The organism is Halomonas sp. THAF5a (assembly GCF_009363755.1).
Taxonomy (GTDB): Bacteria; Pseudomonadota; Gammaproteobacteria; order Pseudomonadales; family Halomonadaceae; genus Halomonas.
This window is the reverse complement of sequence record NZ_CP045417.1, coordinates 3,410,324-3,429,204: the sequence shown is the minus strand read 5'-3', so window position 1 is coordinate 3,429,204 and position 18,881 is coordinate 3,410,324. Positions and strand designations below refer to the sequence as shown.

14 protein-coding genes are annotated in these 18,881 nt (G+C 72.4%); 10 read left to right on the top strand and 4 right to left on the bottom strand.

The window, feature by feature from the left end:
- The first annotated feature begins 9 nt into the window (after positions 1-9).
- The 8 genes from FIU83_RS15510 to FIU83_RS15475 all read left to right on the top strand — a co-directional run bounded on the left by FIU83_RS15510 (position 10) and on the right by FIU83_RS15475 (position 11,818).
- Positions 10-954 (top strand): cobyrinic acid a,c-diamide synthase, encoded by a 945-nt coding sequence (locus FIU83_RS15510; protein ID WP_152484883.1) that lies wholly within the window; start codon positions 10-12, stop codon positions 952-954.
- Between the two features lie 70 nt (positions 955-1,024).
- The gene (locus FIU83_RS15505; RefSeq protein WP_152484882.1) at positions 1,025-2,209 is read left to right on the top strand and encodes a toxic anion resistance protein; all 1,185 of its coding nucleotides are present in this window, start codon (positions 1,025-1,027) and stop codon (positions 2,207-2,209) included.
- An 86-nt stretch (positions 2,210-2,295) separates the two neighbouring features.
- Entirely contained in the window at positions 2,296-3,600 is a 1,305-nt protein-coding gene (locus FIU83_RS15500) for an acetyl-CoA carboxylase biotin carboxylase subunit family protein (protein ID WP_152484881.1), read from the top strand.
- Between the two features lie 42 nt (positions 3,601-3,642).
- On the top strand, positions 3,643-5,676 hold the full coding sequence (locus tag FIU83_RS15495; protein ID WP_152484880.1) for a CocE/NonD family hydrolase: 2,034 nt from the start codon (positions 3,643-3,645) through the stop codon (positions 5,674-5,676).
- Between the two features lie 50 nt (positions 5,677-5,726).
- Positions 5,727-7,082: an MFS transporter gene (locus tag FIU83_RS15490; RefSeq protein ID WP_253939499.1), complete on the top strand. Its 1,356-nt coding sequence runs from the start codon at positions 5,727-5,729 to the stop codon at positions 7,080-7,082.
- A 77-nt stretch (positions 7,083-7,159) separates the two neighbouring features.
- Positions 7,160-7,681 carry a TIGR02281 family clan AA aspartic protease gene (locus FIU83_RS15485; RefSeq protein WP_152484879.1) on the top strand — a complete coding sequence of 174 codons (522 nt, stop codon included), beginning with the start codon at positions 7,160-7,162 and terminating at the stop codon, positions 7,679-7,681.
- Between the two features lie 32 nt (positions 7,682-7,713).
- Complete coding sequence (locus FIU83_RS15480) at positions 7,714-9,471, top strand: VRR-NUC domain-containing protein (RefSeq protein WP_152484878.1); 1,758 nt, start codon at positions 7,714-7,716, stop codon at positions 9,469-9,471.
- The gene (locus FIU83_RS15475; RefSeq protein WP_152484877.1) at positions 9,464-11,818 is read left to right on the top strand and encodes an ATP-dependent DNA helicase; all 2,355 of its coding nucleotides are present in this window, start codon (positions 9,464-9,466) and stop codon (positions 11,816-11,818) included. The genes FIU83_RS15480 and FIU83_RS15475 overlap by 8 nt, the downstream gene beginning before the upstream one ends.
- 46 nt (positions 11,819-11,864) lie before the next feature.
- On the opposite strand, the gene FIU83_RS15470 is transcribed toward FIU83_RS15475, so the two are convergent.
- Entirely contained in the window at positions 11,865-13,682 is a 1,818-nt protein-coding gene (locus FIU83_RS15470; protein ID WP_172976103.1) for a monovalent cation:proton antiporter-2 (CPA2) family protein, read from the bottom strand.
- 156 nt (positions 13,683-13,838) lie between these two features.
- Between FIU83_RS15470 and FIU83_RS15465 the strand changes: the two genes are divergently transcribed.
- Positions 13,839-14,504: a cupin domain-containing protein gene (locus FIU83_RS15465; protein WP_152484876.1), complete on the top strand. Its 666-nt coding sequence runs from the start codon at positions 13,839-13,841 to the stop codon at positions 14,502-14,504.
- Positions 14,505-14,621: 117 nt separating this feature from the next.
- A complete protein-coding gene (locus FIU83_RS15460) occupies positions 14,622-14,801 on the top strand; it encodes a PLDc N-terminal domain-containing protein (RefSeq protein WP_152484875.1) in 180 nt (59 codons plus the stop codon).
- 77 nt (positions 14,802-14,878) lie between these two features.
- Here FIU83_RS15460 and FIU83_RS15455 read toward each other — a convergent pair whose 3' ends face one another.
- Genes FIU83_RS15455 through FIU83_RS15445 form a run of 3 tightly spaced genes read right to left on the bottom strand, consistent with a single transcriptional unit; the run spans position 14,879 to position 18,881 of the window.
- On the bottom strand, positions 14,879-15,094 hold the full coding sequence (locus tag FIU83_RS15455; RefSeq protein ID WP_152484874.1) for a DUF3565 domain-containing protein: 216 nt from the start codon (positions 15,092-15,094) through the stop codon (positions 14,879-14,881).
- 9 nt (positions 15,095-15,103) lie between these two features.
- Positions 15,104-15,772 carry a CerR family C-terminal domain-containing protein gene (locus tag FIU83_RS15450; RefSeq protein WP_152484873.1) on the bottom strand — a complete coding sequence of 223 codons (669 nt, stop codon included), beginning with the start codon at positions 15,770-15,772 and terminating at the stop codon, positions 15,104-15,106.
- A 4-nt stretch (positions 15,773-15,776) separates the two neighbouring features.
- Positions 15,777-18,881 (bottom strand): efflux RND transporter permease subunit, encoded by a 3,105-nt coding sequence (locus FIU83_RS15445; RefSeq protein ID WP_152484872.1) that lies wholly within the window; start codon positions 18,879-18,881, stop codon positions 15,777-15,779.

The window sequence follows — 18,881 nt, the reverse complement described above, 5'->3', positions numbered from 1 at the left end:
GTCCGCCACATGCTGGGATTCCTCCAGGGCTTCTCCTACGGCCTCTTCCTGACCTGCCTGCCCTGGCTGCTGGTGGGCCTGATCAACCCGCGCCTGGCCCTGCCGATCGAGCCGCCGGGCCGGCTGCAGGTGATCCTGCGCTACTGCCTGATCGTGCCCTTCTTGAGCCTGCTGCTCTGGCTGACCTCGCTGTGGGGCGGCTTCGGCCCGACCCTCGGGGGCTGGCTGGCGGGGCTGGTGGCGATTCCCGTGGCCCTGCCGCTGGAGCGTCGCCTGCGCCGCTTCCTCGAACGGCGCAGGGTGCGGCGCTTCCGCGAGCGCCTGGCCGCCGAGGCGGCCCGACGGCGTGCCGAGGAGGAGCGCGACGCCCACGAGGCGGGCCTGAAGGTGCTCGACCCCGCCCGCCCGCCGGCCGAGGCGGACGACCTGGTGCTGGCGCTGTGTCGCGCCAAGCAGGCGCTGCTCGACGTGCACCGCCCCGACCTGGCCATTCAGGCCGACCGCCTCTACAGCCGCTACCGCCATCTGCTGGGCGTGCTCGAGGGGCGCTTCGATCGCGGCGAACTGGCCTTTGCCCGCGCCCGGGAACTGGTCTCCCAGGTCGGCCTCGGCGCGGTGGACACCCTGCACTCCATGGCGGCCCAGGCCGGCGGCGTGGTCAACGTGGACGGCGACTTCGTGCGCCGGCGGCTGAGCCGCGAGGGGCGCCGGCTCGGCACCCAGGAGCGCGAGGCCCTGCGCCGGCGCCTCGAGCTGCTCGAGGAGACCGAGCGCCGGCTCGGCGAGCTGGCCGCGCGCAACGAGGCGGCGCTCACCGTGCTCGATGACACCGCGGTCTCCCTGGCGCGCATCGAGACCGGCCGCCCCCAGGCCTCGGTGTCCGCCGAGCGGGCGCTTGAGGAGCTGAGCCGCTTCGTCGCCCGCGCCGAGCGCTACGGGCGCAGCGGCTCGTGACCCCGGCCCGGCGACATGACGGCCTTGCCGCCTGAGTCCCTGTATTCCCCGATCCCTTCAGGAGGTGTCCATGACCGAGCAACCCCGAGACGGCGACCGCCTGGCGCTGCCGCCGGTGGAAGAGATCGCCCACGACCTGGAGGGCGGGTCAGCCGCCGGCCGCGGCGATGACGACGCGGCCCTGGACGCCGAGGCCCGGGCCTTCGTGGAGACGCTGCTCGCCGACGGCGACCCCGAGGCCCAGGCGCGCCAGCGCCGCGCCGTCGACGAGCTGGGCCTGGCGCTGCAGCAGCAGGCCGCCCACCAGAGCGCCATGCTGCAGACCCCCCTGCGCCAGCTGGCCCACCACGGCGACGAGGGCGGCCCGGTGGCCAAGGCGCTGGTCGACCTGCGGGGGCGCATGCAGTCGCTGGACCCCGCCCGGCACAACCTCGCCTCGGGGCCGCTGGATCGGCTGCTGGCGCGGCTGCCGGGGGCCGGAAGCCGCCTGCAGCGCTACTTCCGCAAGTTCGAGACGGCCCAGCAGGCGCTGGACGCGATCATCGCCGACCTGGAGGGCGGGCGCGACATGCTGCGCCGCGACAACCTGACCCTCGACGACGACCAGCAGGCGCTGCGCGAGACCCTCGCCCGGCTCACGCGCCAGATTGCCCTGGGGCGGCGCATCGATGATCGCCTGCAGATCGCCATCGACCGCCGCGACGCCGAGGACCCGACGCGGCGCTTCCTCGAGGAGGAGCTGCTCTTCCCGCTGCGCCAGCGCATCGTCGACCTGCAGCAGCAGCTGGCGGTCAGCCAGCAGGGCGTGCTGGCCCTCGAGGTGATCATCCGCAACAACCGCGAGCTGATGCGCGGCGTCGACCGGGCGATCAACGTCACCGTCTCGGCGCTGACCGTGGCGGTGACCGTGGCCCTGGCGCTGGCCAACCAGCGGCTGGTGCTCGACCGCGTCGAGTCGCTCAACGCCACCACTTCGGAGATGATCGGCGGCACCGCCCGGGCGCTGCGCCAGCAGGGCGTCGACATCCAGCAGCGCGCCTCCTCGGCGATGCTCGACATGCAGGCCCTGGAGGAGGCCTTCGGCGAGGTGATCGGGGCCATCGACGACCTCTCGCGCTACCGCCGCGAGGCCCTGCCGCGCCTGGACGACCAGATCGACCGGCTGGCGAGCCTGGCCGGGCAGGGCGGCGCGGCCATCGATCGCCTGGCCCGCGGCCGCGATGCCGATCGGGACGAGGGGCCGCGCTCCACCTGACGCACGTCGAGCGCCTCCCGCGGCCCGCGCACTGGACTATGCTTTTGCATGCGGTCCGGTCGTGAGGCACGGCGGGAGGGCGAGGCATGGCGGACGTCAGGAACATCTTCGTGGTGGGGCTCAACGACTTCAATCGCCAGCGGCTCGAGACGCTGCGCGGGGCCGAGCGCTGCCGCTTCCACGGCATCATCGCCCCCGAGGCGGTCTACGACACCGAGGAGTTTGACATCGCCGCCATGCTGGCGGAGGCGACGGCCGAGCTCGAGGCCTTCGAAGAGTCCATCGACGCCATCGTCGGCTACATGGACTTCCCCGTCTCGACCATGCTGCCGATCCTCTGCGAGCGCTTCGGCACCACGGCCACGTCGCTTGCGAGCCTGCTCAAGTGCGAGCACAAGTACTGGAGCCGGCGGGTGCAGCAGGAGGTGATCCCCGACTTCATCCCGGAGTTCACCGCCTTCGATCCCTTCGACGACGAAGCCCTGACCCACATCGGCGAGGCGGGGCTCTACTTCCCCTTCTTCGTCAAGCCGATCAAGTCCTCCGGGTCGCGACTGGGCTTTCGCATCGATACCCCCGAGGACTTCTACCACGCCATCGAGCGGCTGCGTGATGCCATCGGCCTGATCGCCGACCCCTTCAATACCGTGCTCGAGCATGCCGACCTGCCGCCGGAGGTGGCCGCGGTGGATGGCGGCTTCTGCATGGCCGAGCAGATCATCGGCGGCTGGCAGTGCACGGTCGAGGGCTATGTCTTCGATGGCGAGGTGGTCAGCTACGGCATCGTCGACTCGCTGCGCTATCCCCAGGTGCTGAGCTTCTTCCACTATCACTACCCCTCGGGGCTGCCCGAGCCCATCCAGGCGAGGATGCGCGAGCTGACCGAGATGGTGATGACCCACATCGGCTACGATAACGCCGCCTTCAACATCGAGTACTTCTGGGACGAGGTGCAGGACCGCATCTGGCTGCTCGAGATCAACACCCGCATCTCCCAGTCCCACTGCGACCTCTTCGAGAAGGTCGACGGCATCAGCCACCAGCAGGTCACCCTCGACCTGGGCCTGGGGCAGCGCCCCGACATGCCGCATCGCCAGGGCGACTATGCCGTCGCCGCCAAGTTCTTCTACCGGGTGTTCTTCGCCGATGCTCGGGTGACCCGGGTGCCGACCCCCGCCGAGGTTGCCGCCCTCGAGGCCGACTTCCCCGGCGCGATGATCGACGTTCAGGTGGCAGAAGGGCAGTGGCTCTCCTCGCTGCCCGAGCAGGACAGCTACAGCTATGCCCTGGCCCTCGTGTGGATGGGGGGCGACTCGGCAGAGCAGTTGCTCGAGCACTACGATCGGCTCTCGGCGCGGCTGACCTTCGCGTTCGACCAGGTCCAGGGCTGACGCCTCGGCCCGACCGGGCCCTCACGGAACAGGGAGAACCGCATGCGCATCGTCAACGACTTCCCGCGACGGGTGATGGAGGAGGAGACCTGGATCCCGCTGCCGGACGGCAGCCGCCTGGCGGCGCGCATCTGGCGGCCGGTGGACGCCGAGATCCATCCCGTGCCGGCGATACTCGAGTACCTGCCCTATCGCAAGCGCGACCTCACCGCCGAGCGCGACATGCAGAGCCACCCCTACTGGGCGGGCCATGGCTATGCCGGGGTGCGGGTCGACATCCGCGGCACCGGCGAGTCCGACGGCGTGCTCACCGACGAATACCTGCCGAGCGAGCTGGACGACGGCCTGGTGATCCTCGAGTGGCTCCAGGCCCAGCCCTGGTGCACCGGCGACGTCGGCATGATCGGCATCTCCTGGGGCGGCTTCAACGGCCTGCAGATCGCCGCCCTGGGACCGCCGGCGCTCAAGGCGGTGATCACCCTGTGCTTCACCGACGACCGCTACGCCGACGACATCCACCACATGGGCGGCTGCCTGCTGGGCGACAACCTCTCCTGGGCCTCGACCATGTTCGACGGCAACGCCTGCCCGCCCGACCCCGAGCTCGTCGGCGAGCGCTGGCGCGAGATGTGGCTCGAGCGGCTCGACGGCAGCGGTCTCTGGCTCGCCCAGTGGCTCGAGCACCAGCGCCGCGACGACTACTGGAAGCACGGCTCGGTGTGCGAGGACTACGCGGCGATTCGCTGCCCGGTCTACGCCGTCAGCGGCTGGGCCGACGGCTACTGCAACGCCGTCTTCCGCCTGCTGGCGGGGCTCGACGTGCCGCGCAAGGGGCTGGTCGGCCCCTGGGCCCACAAGTACCCGCACCTCGGCGTGCCGGGGCCGGCCATCGGCTTCCTGCAGGAGTCGCTGCGCTGGTGGGACCGCTGGCTCAAGGGGATCGAGACCGGGATCATGGACGAGCCCATGCTGCGGGTCTGGATGCAGGAGTCGATGCCCCCCTCGGCGCGCTACGACGAGCGCCCCGGACGCTGGGTCGCCGAGCCCGCCTGGCCGTCGCCGCATATCGTCGAGCAGGCCTTCCGGCTCACCCCGGGCCATGACCTGCTGGCCGAGGATGCGCCCCGGGAGGACCCGCCCGAGGCGACCCTGGACCTGCGCTCGCCGCTCTCGGTGGGGCTCTATGCGGGCAAGTGGTGCTCCTACAACGCGCCCCCGGACCTGCCCCACGACCAGCGCGAGGAGGACGGCGGCTGCCTGATCTTCCAGACGCCGCGCCTCGAGGCGGGCCTCGAGATCTGCGGCTCGCCGCGGGTCGAGCTCGAACTCGCCGCCGACCAGCCGGTGGCCATGGTGGCGCTGCGCCTCTCCGACATCGGCGAGGACGACAAGGCCACCCGGGTCTCCTACGGCCTGCTCAACCTCACCCATCGCGACAGCGATGAGCATCCCGAGCCGCTGGTGCCGGGCCAGCGCTACCGGGTGCGCATCGCGCTCAAGCACATCGCCCAGCAGTTCCCCGCGGGCCACGCCATCCGCCTGTCGCTCTCCACCAGCTACTGGCCGCTGGCCTGGCCGGCGCCGCGGCCGGCGCGCCTCACCCTCTGGCCCGGTGCTTGCCGGCTGGTGCTGCCGCGTCGCGACCCGCGCCCCGCGGAAGAGGCGGCGCTGCCCGCCTTCGCCGAGCCCGAGGGCGCGCCGGCCCTGGCCAAGACGCTGATCCAGCCCAGCCAGGAGAGCTGGCGCGTGATCCGCGACCTGGCCCAGGACCGCACCACCCTGGAGGTGGTCCACGACGAGGGGCGCTACCGGATCGACGACATCGACCTGGAGATCGCCGCCCGGGTCACCGAGCGCTACGCCTACGCCTACGGCAGCTACGACAGCGCCAGCGGCTGGACCGAGTGGCAGCGCAGCTTTCGTCGCGGCGACTGGGAGATCCACACCCTGACCCGCACCCTGCTGACCGCGGACGCCGACAACTTCCGCATCCGCGCCACCCTGGACGCCTGGGAGGGCGAGACCCGCATCTTCGCCAGGACCTGGGACGAGACCATCCCCCGCGATCTCGTCTAGGGCGGGGGAGGCTGCTATCGTGGCGGCCTGACTCTCACAGGGACGCGCCGATGAGCCCCACCCCCGCCGCCGTGGCCGCGACGCCGCGCGCCTCGCGCAAGGAGATCCTCGGCTGGGCGATGTTCGACTTCGCCGGCCAGGCCTACACCCTGCTGATCATCACCGTGGTGTTCGGCGAGCTCTTCACCACGGTGATCGTCGGCGACCGCGGCGACGGCTACCGGCTGGCCAACTTCCTGTGGAGCCTGGCGCTGGCCCTGAGCTACCTGCTGGTGGTGCTCACCGGCCCGCTGTGCGGGGCGGTGATGGACTATCAGGCAGCGAAGAAGCGCTTCCTGTTCGCCAGCTACCTGGCCACCGTGGCGGCCTCGGCGATGCTCTACTTCGTGGTACCGGGCGCGGTGCTGCTGGGCGTGGTGCTGATCGTGATCGCCAACTATGCCTTCTCCATGGGCGAGTCGTTCATCGCCGCCTTCCTGCCCGACCTCGGCCCGCCGGAGGAGCTCGGCAGGATCTCCGGCTTCGGCTGGGCGCTGGGCTACGTCGGGGGGCTGCTCGCCGCGGGCTTCTCGCTGGCGGTGCTCGGCGAGGCCACGGCCGAGAACTTCGAGCGCGTCCGCTGGGTGGGCCCCTTCGCCGCGGGCTTCTTCCTGATCGCCGCGGTGCCCACCTTCCTGTGGGTCAAGGAGCGCGGCACCCCCCAGCCGCCGGGCCAGAGCTACCGCGAGATCGCCGTGGCGCGGGTCGCGACCACGCTGCACGAGCTCAGGCGCTTCCGCGACCTCGGCATCTTCCTGGTCTCGCTGCTCTTCTCCATGGCCGGCGTCTACATCGTCATCGCCTTCGCCTTCATCTACGGCGCCCAGGTGATCGGCTGGGACGAGGCGATCCGCAACCTGATGTTCATCATCGTGCAGATCACCGCCGCCGTGGGGGCGCTGGGCTTCGGCGTCATCCAGGACCGCATCGGCACCCGCATCACCTACCTCTTCACCCTGGCGCTCTGGGTGGCGGCGATCCTCGCGATCTGGGCGACTCCCGAGGTCACCGCCTTCCTGAACGGCCGCTTCGGCCTCGCCTGGGAGGCTCAGCACCTCTTCCTGGTGGTGGGCTGCCTGGCGGGGCTCTCCCTGGGCTCCAGCCAGTCGGCCAGCCGCGCCCTGGTGGGGCTCTTCTCGCCAAGCCGCAAGGCCGCCGAGTTCTTCGGCTTCTGGGGTCTGGCCAACAAGCTCGCCGGGGTGATCGGCATCATCGGGCTGGGCCTGCTGCAGTCGCTGGTGGGGCTCAAGGCCTCGATCCTGCTCTGCGCGGCGCTGTTCCTCGTCGCCATCCTGGTCTGCCTGTTCGTGAACCAGGCCCGCGGCCAGCAGGCGGCCCGCGACTGGGAGGCCCGCAACGGCCGCTAGAATGAACCCTAAGTCGTCGTGTCAGGGAGCCGCCGTGGCATGATGGCGCCAAAGGGCCACCGTGGGGAGGAGCGCCGATGAGCGACGAGCGAGCCACACGCCGGATCGGGCTCGGCATGATGCTGCTGTTCTGGGTGCTCTTCCTGGCGGGCGGCGCCTGGTGGTTCCAGGGCGTCCTGGACGTCCAGCGCAATCCCAACGCCCACCTCGCCGAGGTCGCGGTGGGCGAGGACGGCCCGGTGGTGCTGACGCGCAACCGCGCCGGCCACTTCGTCGCCACCGGGCGCATCAACGGCGAGCCGGTGGAGTTCCTGCTCGATACCGGCGCCACCTACGTGGCGGTGCCGGAGGCGCTGGCCGACCGGCTGGGGCTCGAGCGCACCGGCAGCACCTGGTTCAACACCGCCAACGGCCGGGTGCGCGGCGACCTCGCCACCCTCGAGACGGTGCGCCTGGGCGGCTATGTGGCCCATGACGTGCGCGGCTCGGTCAGCCCCGGGCTCGGCGGCGAGGCGGCGCTGCTCGGCATGAGCTTCCTCGAGCGCTTCGACATCGAGATCCGCGGCGAGCAGATGGTGCTGCGCCCGGCCGGGCGCTGACGCGGCCAGAGGGGCCCTGATACCATGGCGTCATGACTCCTGTGCCTGCCGCCTCGGCGGTCACCGCCTCCCTGAACGACCCGCGCTACTACCTGGCGAACTTCCGCTTCGTGCTGGCGTGGGTGGTCGAGCGCCACGGCGATCTCCTGAACGACGCCGAGCACGCCCTCGTCGCGTGCATCGAGGCCCTGCCCGAGGCCGCCCAGGCGCTGCTGGTGCGCATGGTGATGCGCAAGGGCGAGCACTTTCGCACCGCGCGCCTCGACTATCCCGAGATCGGCGACACCGAGGCCGCCCTCGCCCCGCTGGTCGAGGCGGGCCTCGTCGAGGCCGACCCGCTCCTCGACCTCGAGACCCTCTTCCAGCAGCTGCGCCTGCCCGAGCTGCGCCGCGCCCTGGCCGCCGAGATCGCCGCGGCGGGGCTGCCCGCCGCCACCGCCAAGGCCGCGCTTCATGAGGCGCTGGCCCCGCGGCTCGCCGAGCCCCGCCGGCTCACCGACTGGTGGCCCGAGGCGCCGGATCGCCTGGTGCGCCTCGCCGTGATGGCGACCTGCGACCGGCTGCGGCTGATGTTCTTCGGCAACCTGCGCCAGGACTGGTCGGCGTTCGTGCTCGCCGAGCTCGGCCTGCGCCACTACGAGCGGGTGGCGATCACCCCCGACTCCCGGGCCTTCGGCCGCCGCGAGGAGCTCGACGCCTACCTGGCGCTGCACCGGCTGCGCGAGCGCCTGGCGGCCGGCGAGCCGGTCGAGGCGCTGCACGCCGAGCTCCCCGCGCCGATGGCGGACAACGCCTGGCTGGCCTCGCGGCATCGCCGCCTCTGCGTGGCGCTGGGGCGCCAGGCGGAGCGCGAGGGGCAGGGCGAGGCGGCCCTGGCGCTCTATCGCCGGGCTGGCTGGCCCGAGTCGGCCTCGGCGACACCGCGCGGGCCGGGCACGCCGCCGGCCGGCAGCGTCGAGGCGCGCATCCGCCACCTGCGCCTGCAGGAGCGTCGCGGCGAGCACGCGGAGGCGCTGGCCCTGGCCGAACCGCTGGCCGCCGCCCCGGCGAGCGAAGAGGAGGCCCAGGCGCTCGAGCGCCTGGTGCCGCGCCTGCGCCGCCGGCTCGGCCTCGCCCCGCCGGCGGCAAGGCCCGAGCCCGATCACGCGCGCTGGTCGCTGACCCTGCCGCCCGGCCCGGTGGAGGCGGCGGTGCGCGATCACCTCCACGACGCGGCGGCCCCGGTGCACTACGTGGAGAACGCCCTGCTCACCGGGCTCTTCGGCCTGCTCTGCTGGGAGGCCATCTTCGCACCGCTGCCCGGCGCCTTCTTCCACCCCTTCCACCAGGGGCCGGCGGATCTCTACCGCGAGGACTTCGTCGCCCGCCGCCGCGACCGCTTCGACGCCTGCCTGGCCCGGCTCGATGACGGCCGTCACCGCGAGGCGATACGGGCCACCTGGCGCGAGAAGCAGGGGCTCGCCTCGCCCTTCGTGCAGTGGGGTGCGCTCGACGATTCGCTGCTCGAGCGGGCCCTGGCCTGCCTCCCCGCCGCCGACCTGCGCGCCTGCTTCGAGCGCCTGCTCGAGGACCCGAAGGCCAACCGGGCGGGCCTGCCGGATCTGATCCAGTTCCGCCCCGGGGCCCCGGCCGGCGAGCCGCGCTACCGGCTGATCGAGGTGAAGGGGCCGGGCGACCGGCTGCAGGACAACCAGCGGCGCTGGCTCGCCTTCTTCCACGCCCGGGGGATGCCCGCGGTGGTCTGCCATGTCGCCTGGCAGGCGGTGCCGGAGGCGCGCGAGGATGGCTGAGGCCGCGCCCCGACGGGTGGCGGTGCGCGCGCTGTGCGACTTCACCGCCCGGGAGGGCGATCTCGATCACCGCTTCACGCCCGCCCCCAGCGCCCGGGAGGGCATCGCCGGCCACGCCCTGGTCGCGGGGCGGCGCGGCGCGGACTACGAGGCCGAGCTACCGCTCGGCGGTACCTGCGAGGGGCTGACGGTGAGCGGGCGCGCGGACGGCTATGATCCCGTGGCCAACCGCCTGGAGGAGATCAAGACCCACCGCGGGCGGCTGGATCGCATGGCCGACAACCAGCGCGCCCTGCACTGGGCCCAGGTCTCGGTCTACGGCGCGCTGCTCTGCGCCGAGCGCGGGCTGGCCTCGCTGACCCTGGCGCTGGTCTACCTGGATGTCGCCAGCGGCCGCGAGACCGTGCTGACCCGGGAGGCGAGCGCCGAAGAGCTTTCGGCCTTCTTCGCCACCCAGTGCCGGCGCTTCCTCGCCTGGGCCGAGCAGGAGGCGGCGCACCGCGCCCGCCGTGACGCGGCCCTGGAGGCACTCGCCTTTCCCTACCCGGCCTTCCGCCCCGGCCAGCGCGACCTGGCGGAGAGCGCCTACAAGGCCGCGAGCACCGGGCGCTGCCTCCTCGCCCAGGCGCCCACCGGCATCGGCAAGACGCTGGCGACCCTCTTCCCTCTGCTCAAGGCGATGCCGCGGCGGGGGCTCGACCGCCTGGCCTTCCTGACCATGAAGACCCCGGGGCGCCGGCTGGCGCTGGATGCCCTGGCCGCGCTGGGTGCCGACGCCGCGGATGACGGCGTCGGAAGCCCGGACGCCGGAGGCCCGGACCCCACCCCACGGCCGCTACGGGTGCTGGAGCTCACCGCCCGGGAGAAGGCCTGCGAGTACCCCTGCCGGGCCTGCCACGGCGAGGCCTGCCCCTTGGCGGCGGGCTTCTACGACCGGCTGCCGGCGGCGCGCCGGGCCGCGGTGGCGCGAGGCTTCCTGGATCGCGCCGCGCTGGCCGAGGTGGCCGCCGGACACGGCGTCTGCCCCTACTACCTCGGCCAGGAGCTGGCGCGCTGGTGCGACGTCATCGTCGGCGACGTCAACCACTGGTTCGACGACAGCGCCCTGTTGCACGGCCTGGCCCGGGCCGACGGCTGGCGCACGGGGCTGTTGGTCGACGAGGCCCACAACCTGGTGGAGCGGGCCCGGGGCATGTACAGCGCCGAGCTCGACCAGCGTCGCCTGGCGCGGCTGCGCCGCGAGGCGCCCGGGGCCCTGAAGGGCCCGCTGGGGCGACTCGGCCGCCAGTGGCAGGCGCTGGTCAAGGCGGCCGGGATGAGCGAGGCCGGCGAGCCCGGCCGACCGGCCTACCGGGTGCTCGACGGGCTGCCCGACGGCCTGGTCGCGGCGCTCTCGGGGGTGGCCAGCGCCATCACCGAGCACCTCGGCGAGCACCCCGAAGAGGCCTCCCTGGCGCTGCAGGAGCTGCTCTTCGAGGCGCTGGCCTTCACCCGGCTGGCCGAGTCCTTCGGCGAGCACTCGCTGTGCGACCTCGCCCGCCACGGGCGCGGGCGGGCGGTGCTGGGGCTGCGCAACCTGGTGCCGGCGGACTTCCTCGCCCCGCGCTTCGTCGCCGCCCACGCGGCCGTGCTCTTCTCGGCGACCCTGAGCCCGCCCCACTACCATCGCGATCTGCTGGGCCTGCCCGAGGCCACCGTCTGGCGCGAGGTGGCCTCGCCCTTCGTCGCCGAGCAGCTGGAGGTGCGCATCCGCGCCGACATCTCCACCCGGCTGCGCGATCGGGAGGCGTCGCTTGCGCCTATCGTCGCCGAGCTGGCCGAGCAGTTTCGTCGCCGGCCGGGTCACTACCTCGCCTTCTTCAGCAGCTTCGCCTACCTTGAGGCGGCCCTGGCGCGCTGTCGCGAGGCGCATCCCGAGATCCCCGTGCGTGCCCAGACCCGCGGCATGCGCGAGGAGGCGCGGGAGGCCTTCCTGGCCGGCTTCGCGCCGGGCGGGGCGAGCATCGGCTTCGCGGTGCTGGGCGGTGCCTTCGCCGAGGGGATCGACCTGCCCGGCGACCGGCTGGTCGGCGCGTTCATCGCCACCCTGGGGCTGCCGCCGGCCGATCCCTTCAACGAGGCGCTCAAGGCGCGCCTCGCCGCGCGCTTCGGCCGCGGCGACGACTACGCCTACCGTATCCCCGGGCTGATCAAGGTGGTGCAGGCGGCAGGCCGGGTGATCCGCGGGCCCGACGACCGCGGCACCGTGGTGCTGATGGACGACCGCTTCGCCCGGCGCGAGGTGCGAGCGCGCCTGCCGGCCTGGTGGGGGCCGTCGCTTACCGAGGCGCCGGTGGGGACGCGGTGAGGGCCGGCGGCCGAGCAGCATCGGGGGATGACCGGCCGGCCGGTCGTCACGGCTCGCGGCGGGGCGTCTCGCTCAGCGAGGTCGTGACGTCCTCGTCGGCCTCGTAGAGGGCCTCGAGCTCCCGGGCCGCCTCCTGGACCGTCTGAATCTGCTTCTTCTCGTTGCCGAACACCTCCAGCTGCCGGAGCAGCGCCCGTTCGTCGTGGGGGCGGAAGGTGTCGATGGTGTGCTGGGCCCGGTCGCGGGGAATGCCCAGGCCGATCAGCACGTCGCGGGTCAGCTCCAGGCTGGCCGGCAGCAGCTCGCGGACCAGGTCGTTGACGCCGGCCCGCATCAGCAGGTGCGCGTGGTAGCGATTGCGGGCCCGGGCGAAGAGGCGCAGGTGGGGGAAGCGCTGGCGCACGCTGGCGACGATGCGCATCGAGGCCTCGGGGTCGCCTACCGCCACCACCAGCACCCGGGCCTGGGCGGCGCCGGCCGCCTCGAGGAGGTCGATGCGGGAGGCGTCGCCGAAATAGACCTTGTTGCCGTAGCGGCGGACGAAGGCCACCTGGTCGGCGTTGATGTCGAGCACCGTGTAGGGGATCTTCAGGCCCTGGAGGGCGCGGCCCATGATCTGGCCGAAGCGCCCGAAGCCGGCGAGGATGATCTGCGGCGATTCGTCCGGCGGCGTGTCGAAGTCGGGGCGCGGCTTCCTGGCCGTGAAGAGCGGACGCACCAGGCGGGCATGGGCCAGGAACATCACCGGCGTGGCGGCCATCGACAGCGACACCACCAGCACCAGCTGATCGACCAGCGCGTCCGGCAGCAGCGCCGCGGCGCCGGCCGCGGTGAGCAGCACGAAGCCGAACTCGCCCCCCTGGGAGAGCAGCACGCCGAGGTTGAGGGCCTCGCGCCAGCCGGTGCCGAACGCCTTGGCCGCCACCACCACGCTCAGGGCCTTGCCCGCCAGCAGGGCCCCGGTGAGGCCGAGGATCGTGCCGGGGTGTGCGGCCAGCAGCCCGACCTGGGCGGTCATGCCAACGGCCATGAAGAACAGGCCCAGCAGCAGGCCGCGGAAGGGTTCGATGTCGGCCTCGATGCCGTGGCGGTACTCCGAGTCGGCCAGCAGCACTCCGGCGATGAAGGCGCCCAGCGCCATGGAGAGGCCGGCGAGCTCCATCAGCAGGGCGGCGCCGATCACCACCAGCAGGGCGGTGCCGGCGAACACCTCGCGGCTCTCGGTGCCGGCGGCATAGCGGAACAGCGGGCGCAGCAGCAGCCGGCCGCCGACGATCAGGCCGACGAAGGCGCCGATGGCCACCAGGACCTCCTGGAGCATCGGCAGGAGCCCTCCCGCCAGCAGGTCCTCGGCGGCCAGCAGGGGGATGAGGGCCAGCACCGGGATCGCGGCCAGGTCCTGGAAGAGCAGCAGGGCGAAGGCGTTGCGGCCGTGGCGGCTCTGCATCTCGTGGCGCTCCCCCAGCAGCTGCAGCACCAGGGGCGTGGAGCAGAGCCCCAGGCTGAAGCCCACCACCGCCGCGGCCACCGGCGACAGGCCCAGCGCCCAGCCACCGGCCGTGAGCAGCAGGCTGGTCACGCCGACCTGCAGGCTGCCGAAGCCGAAGACCGCCTTGTGCATCAGCTTGAGGCGCGAGGGCTTGAGCTCCAGGCCGATCACGAACAGCAGGAAGATGATGCCTACCTGGGAGAACTGCAGCACCGCCTCGGCATCGGCCACGAGGCCGAGGGCCGAGGGGCCGATGGCGACCCCCGCGGCCAGGTAGCCCAGCACCTCGCCGAGCCCGAGGCGCTTGAAGACCGGCACGATCAGTACCGCCGCGGCGAGAAAGATCAGGGCGTTGAGCAGCAGGTCGATGGCCAAGTGGGGGCTCCTTGCGAACGGCGGGGGCGACCCCCATGTTACCCGATGGGGCCGACGGCGCATCAGGCGCCTGCCGTGACCGACGGGGGATGGCCGCCGTCGCGGCCGTTGCCCTGCGTCATCGACGCCCCCGCCATGCCGACAGGAGAGAGCGCCATGCGGCTCAATGCCGATTTCGACCGCCGTGCGGTGGTCACCCCCGAGGAGCACCGCTGGGTGGCGTCGCCCATGCCCGGCGTAACGCGGATGATGCTCGACCGCGTCGGCGACGAGGTGGCCCGCGCCACCTCCCTGGTGCGCTACGCGCCGAACAGCACCTTCCCGACCCACGCGCACGGCGGCGGCGAGGAGATCCTGGTGCTGGAGGGGGAGTTCGCCGACGAGCACGGCCGTTACCCGGCGGGCCACTACCTGCGCAACCCCATCGGCACGTCCCACGCGCCCCGGGTGGGCGCGCAGGGCGCGCTGATCTTCGTCAAGCTGCACCAGTTCTCGCCGGACGACACCGAGCAGAAGGTGATCGACACCCGGACCGGCGACTGGCGGCCGGGGTTGGTCGAGGGCCTCGCGGTGCTGCCGCTCCACGACGTCGAGGGCGAGCACGTGGCGCTGGTGCGCTGGGCGCCGAACACCCGCTTCCAGCCCCACGCCCACTGGGGCGGCGAGGAGATCCTGGTGCTTGAGGGCACCTTCCACGACGAGCACGGCGCCTATCCCGCCGGCAGCTGGCTGCGAAGCCCCCACGGCAGCCGGCATACCCCCTTCACCGGCGAGGACGGCGCGCTGATCTACGTCAAGGTGGGCCACCTGCCGCCCGGCTGAGCGGCTCCGTTACTCGGACTGACAAATCCCTGCCGGCCTCGATTGTGCACGGAGCGATCGCTGTGCTACCTCTAGAGACGGCACTTCGCCGAAGACAACGGACAAGGAGACGTCATCATGGGTATCGAAGTCGGCGGCCTGCTGGGCCTCATCTGGCTGGTCATCGTGATCTGGGCCATCGTCAAGGTGGCCAAGAGCGCGGCCGGGGGGCTCGCCAAGCTGCTCTGGATCCTGGCGCTGCTGTTCTTCCCGCTGGCCGGGCTGATCGTCTGGCTGCTGTTCGGCCCCAAGGGATAGCGACGCTCAGCGCGCATCGGCCGCCAATCGATTCGGGTCACCTGCGGGTGGCCCGATTTCATTTGAGGCCCTCGCGCTCACGTTACCGGCGGGAGGTCGCGCGGCTCGCCCCGGTCGCACTTCACGCACCCGAGCGCCAGCCCGAGCCGCGAGCGTCGGCCCGCCTCGCTGAGCACCCAGGGGCGCTCGACCCAGGGCGGGCGGTGGCGGACGTGCTGGCAGTGACCGCAGGCGAGCTCGGCGACCCAGTCGCCCTCCTCGTCGCGGTGGTAGCCGACGATCGGCTGTTGCATGGGCCCTCCTCAGGGCGTGGGTGTCGGCGCCGGGTCGCCGTCGGGCGTTGCATAGCGCGCGAGGTGCCCCTCGATCACCGCCTCGATGTCGGCGAGGAGCCCCGCATCGAAGGCCGTGACCCCCAGGCGACGCAGCAGCGGCTCGCGGCCGATCAGGAAGAAGACGATCTGGCCGATCAGGGTGTGGGTCTCGAGGATCACCCGCCGGTCGTCGATCGCGCGGTCGGTGAGCCGGGCGATCAGGCCACCCAGGGTCGCCTGGACCAGGCCGAAGGCCTCGGCCTGGAGGATCTCGAAGGCCTCGCCCGGCTGCACCTGCTCGCGCATCACCAGCAGCAGCCAGCGGCGGCACGCCTCGTCCTCGGCGAAGGTGCGCACCATGCGCCGGGCGAGGGCGCGCAGCGCGGCCAGGGCGTCGTCGCGGGTCTCGAAGGGCGCCGCCCCGGCCGCGGCGTCGAGGTCGAGTCGCCCACGCAGCTGCTCGGCGATATGGCGCGCCGCGGCGAGATAGAGCCCGCGCTTGTGGCCGAAGTGGTAGGCGATGGAGCCGATGTTGGCCCCCGCGTCCTCGGCCAGCATGCGGGTGGTGGTGGCCGCGAAGCCCTGCTCGCCGAACAGCCGGATGGCGGCCTGGATCAGCCGCTCGCGGGTATCGAGGGAGGCGGGACGGGGCGCCATGGCGTCAGTGCCTCCCGGCCGGGGCACGGGTAGCGATGCCGAAGAAGAGGGTGTAGAGCACCGGCACCACGCCCAGGCTCATCAGGGTACCGATCCCCAGGCCGAAGGCCATGGCCGCGGCCATGCCGTAGAACAGCGGGTCGCGGCCCAGTATCAGCGGCAAGAAGCCGAGGATGGTGGTGATCGCCGACATCAGGATCGGCCGCAGGCGCCGGGTGGCGGCCTTGATCACGGCGTCGCGTCCGGAGAGCGTGGGGTCGGCGCGCTCGATGTCGATGCGGTCGATCAGCACGATGGCGTTGTTGATGATGATGCCGGCCAGGCTGTAGATGCCGAGCAGCACCATGAAGCCGAAGTTGGCGCGGGTGGCCAGCAGCCCCAGCGCCACGCCGACGATCACCAGCGGGATGGTGGCGACGATCACCAGCGGGCGCTTGAAGGAGTTGAACTGCCCCACCAGCAGGATGAAGATCAGCCCGAGGCACAGCGGCAGGTTGGCCTGCAGGGCGGCCTGGCCCTCCCGGGACTCCGCCACCACGCCGTCGAACTCGATCCAGTGCCCCGGGGGCAGGGTGGCCTCCAGCTCGCGCAGCGCGGGCTCCACGCGCGGCACCATGTCCTCCGCGGTGTAATGGCGGTTGCGCCCCTCGACGGTGATGGTGCGCACCAGGTTCTCGCGGTCGATGCGGTAGTAGCCGCTGTCGAGGCGCACCTCGGCCACCTGGTTCAAGGGCACCCCCGCCCCCGGGGTGCCCAGCGGGTAGACGGTCAGCGACTTCAGCCGCTCGACGCTCTCGCGCTGGGCGTCGGCGTAGCGCATCACCACCGGGATGATGTCGTCGCCCTCGCGGTAGTGGCTGAGGCGGTAGCCGTCGATGGCGCCGGTGAGCGAGCGAGCGATGTCCTCGGAGGTGATGCCGGCGCTGCGCGCCCGGGCCTGGTCGACCGCGATGGTGAGCGACGGGATCCGCGCCTCCCAGCTCTGGCGCACGTCCCGGGCGCCGTCCAGGTCGCGCAGGATCGCCTCGGCCCCTTCGGCGGCGGCGAACAGCACCTCCCGGTCCGGCCCCTTGACCTGCACCTTGAGCAGGGTGCTGTCGGAGGGACCGAGGAACATCCGCGTGACCTGGGGCGAGAGGTCCGGATGCCGGGTGGCGAGGAAGGTGCGGGTCGCCCGGATCACCGCCTCGACCCGCTCGCGCTCGGCGACGTTGAGCACCATGAAGCCCTTGTTGGGCGCCGGGTCCAGCGGCGTGAGCGAGAGCACGAAGCGCGGCCCGCCGAAGCCGGCGTAGGCGGCGACGCCGGTGACGTCGTCGGCCAGCGCCGGGGCGGCGAGCAACTCGTCGCTCAGCGCCTGGACGCGCCGGCCGGTGAGGGTCTCGGCGATGTCCGAGGGGAAATCGATGGTCACCAGCACCTGGTTGCGGTCGGAGTCGGGGAAGAACTTCTTCGGCACGCCCTGCATCATCGCCACCCCGGCGACCAGCAGCAGGGCCATGGCGGCCAGGAACCACCCGCGGTGGTGGAGTATCCCGGCGAGCCCACGGCCATAGCGCCGGGCGACCCAGCCGAAGGCGCGGTCGGAGAGCCGGGCCGCCCCCTCGGGCCCGGCCGCGGCCGACCGCTCGCCCGAGGGTGCCTTCAGGAAGCGGTGGCAGAGCACCGGGGTGATGGTCATCGACAGGAACCAGGAGGCGAGCAGGGTGATGGCGATGACGATGGAGATCGAGCGGGTGTACTCGCCGGAGGCGTGCTCGGCGAGCATCAGCGGCAGGAACACCAGGATGGTGGTCAGGCTCGAGGAGAGCAGCGGCAGGGCGAGTTCGGCGCCGGTCTCGCGGAGCGCCGCGTCGCGGTCGCTACCGGCCTCCAGCCGGGTCTTGAAGTCCTCGGCGACGACGATGGCGTTGTCCACCAGCAGGCCCAGGGCGATCACCAGGGTGGCCAGGCTCGCCCGCTGCAGGGTCAGCTCGGCGAGCCCCATGATGGCCAGGGTCACCAGCATCACCGCGGGGATGATCGAGCCGACGATCAGCCCGGTGCGCAGCCCCAGGAAGAGGATCACCACCCCCAGCACGATGGCCAGCGTCTGCATGACGCTGGCGGTCACCCCGTAGACGGCGTTGGCCACCTGCTCGGGCTGGAAGGTCATGATGTCGAGGCGGTAGCCGGCCGGCAGGGTGGGGCGGATCTCGTCCAGGCGCGCCCGCACGGCGCGGCCGACGTCCAGCACGCTCTCGCCCTCGAGCATCGAGACGGCGAAGACGATCGCCGGCCGGCCGTTGAAGTAGGCGGGCCGGTCCGGCGGGTCCTCGACGCCGCGGCGGATCTCGCCCAGGTCGCGCAGGCGCAGGGTACCGCCGTCCGGCAGGGCGAGCTCGGTGTCGCCCAGCGCCTCGAGGCTTGTGAACTCGCCGCTGACCTCCAGCGCCAGGCGCTGCTCACCGGTCTCGAGGATGCCGCCGGGCGGGAAGATGTTGCGGCGCTGGATCTGCTCGGCCAGATCGCCCGGAGAGAGGCCGAGCTCGGCGAGGCGTGCCTCGGCGATGTCGAGGAAGATGCGCTGCTCCTGCACGCCCAGCAGCTCGACCCGCTTGATGCCGGGGACCCCGTAGAGGCGGGTGCGGATGTGCTCGGCGATCTCCTGCTGCTCGGCCTGGGGGAAGTCGGCGGCGGTGAGCGCCGCGGTCACCACGGCGACGTCGCCGAAGTCGTCGTTGAGCACCGGGTCCCGGGTACCGGCGGGCAGGCTGGGCCTCGCCGCCTCGACCTTCTGGCGCACCTCGTCCCAGATCTGCTCCAGGTCGAAGTAGCGGTCCTGGATCTCCACGTGGAGGATCGAGCGGCCGCGCATCGAGGTGGAGCGGATTCGCTCCACCTCGCCGATGGCGCGGATGCGCTCCTCCAGGGGCTTGGTGATGTTCTCCTCCACCTGGGCGGCCGGCAGGCCGGGGAACTCGGTGGTGACCACCGCCTCGCGCACGGTGATCTCGGGATCCTCCCGGGCCGGCAGGGTGGCGTAGCTGTAGAGGCCGAACACCATGGCCACCAGGGTGGCCAGGTAGAACACCGGGCGGCGCGACAGGGCGAGCTGGCTCAGGTTCAT

What these genes read in the sequence shown, in the direction of transcription:
- FIU83_RS15490 (WP_253939499.1), top strand. Translation starts at nt 5,727, where the DNA reads ATGAGCCCCACCCCCGCCGCCGTGGCCGCGACGCCGCGCGCCTCGCGC.
- FIU83_RS15495 (WP_152484880.1), top strand. Translation starts at nt 3,643, where the DNA reads ATGCGCATCGTCAACGACTTCCCGCGACGGGTGATGGAGGAGGAGACC.
- FIU83_RS15485 (WP_152484879.1), top strand. Translation starts at nt 7,160, where the DNA reads ATGAGCGACGAGCGAGCCACACGCCGGATCGGGCTCGGCATGATGCTG.
- FIU83_RS15450 (WP_152484873.1), bottom strand. Translation starts at nt 15,772, where the DNA reads ATGGCGCCCCGTCCCGCCTCCCTCGATACCCGCGAGCGGCTGATCCAG.
- FIU83_RS15505 (WP_152484882.1), top strand. Translation starts at nt 1,025, where the DNA reads ATGACCGAGCAACCCCGAGACGGCGACCGCCTGGCGCTGCCGCCGGTG.
- FIU83_RS15455 (WP_152484874.1), bottom strand. Translation starts at nt 15,094, where the DNA reads ATGCAACAGCCGATCGTCGGCTACCACCGCGACGAGGAGGGCGACTGG.
- FIU83_RS15465 (WP_152484876.1), top strand. Translation starts at nt 13,839, where the DNA reads ATGCGGCTCAATGCCGATTTCGACCGCCGTGCGGTGGTCACCCCCGAG.
- FIU83_RS15475 (WP_152484877.1), top strand. Translation starts at nt 9,464, where the DNA reads ATGGCTGAGGCCGCGCCCCGACGGGTGGCGGTGCGCGCGCTGTGCGAC.
- FIU83_RS15460 (WP_152484875.1), top strand. Translation starts at nt 14,622, where the DNA reads ATGGGTATCGAAGTCGGCGGCCTGCTGGGCCTCATCTGGCTGGTCATC.
- FIU83_RS15445 (WP_152484872.1), bottom strand. Translation starts at nt 18,881, where the DNA reads ATGAACCTGAGCCAGCTCGCCCTGTCGCGCCGCCCGGTGTTCTACCTG.
- FIU83_RS15510 (WP_152484883.1), top strand. Translation starts at nt 10, where the DNA reads ATGCTGGGATTCCTCCAGGGCTTCTCCTACGGCCTCTTCCTGACCTGC.
- FIU83_RS15480 (WP_152484878.1), top strand. Translation starts at nt 7,714, where the DNA reads ATGACTCCTGTGCCTGCCGCCTCGGCGGTCACCGCCTCCCTGAACGAC.
- FIU83_RS15500 (WP_152484881.1), top strand. Translation starts at nt 2,296, where the DNA reads ATGGCGGACGTCAGGAACATCTTCGTGGTGGGGCTCAACGACTTCAAT.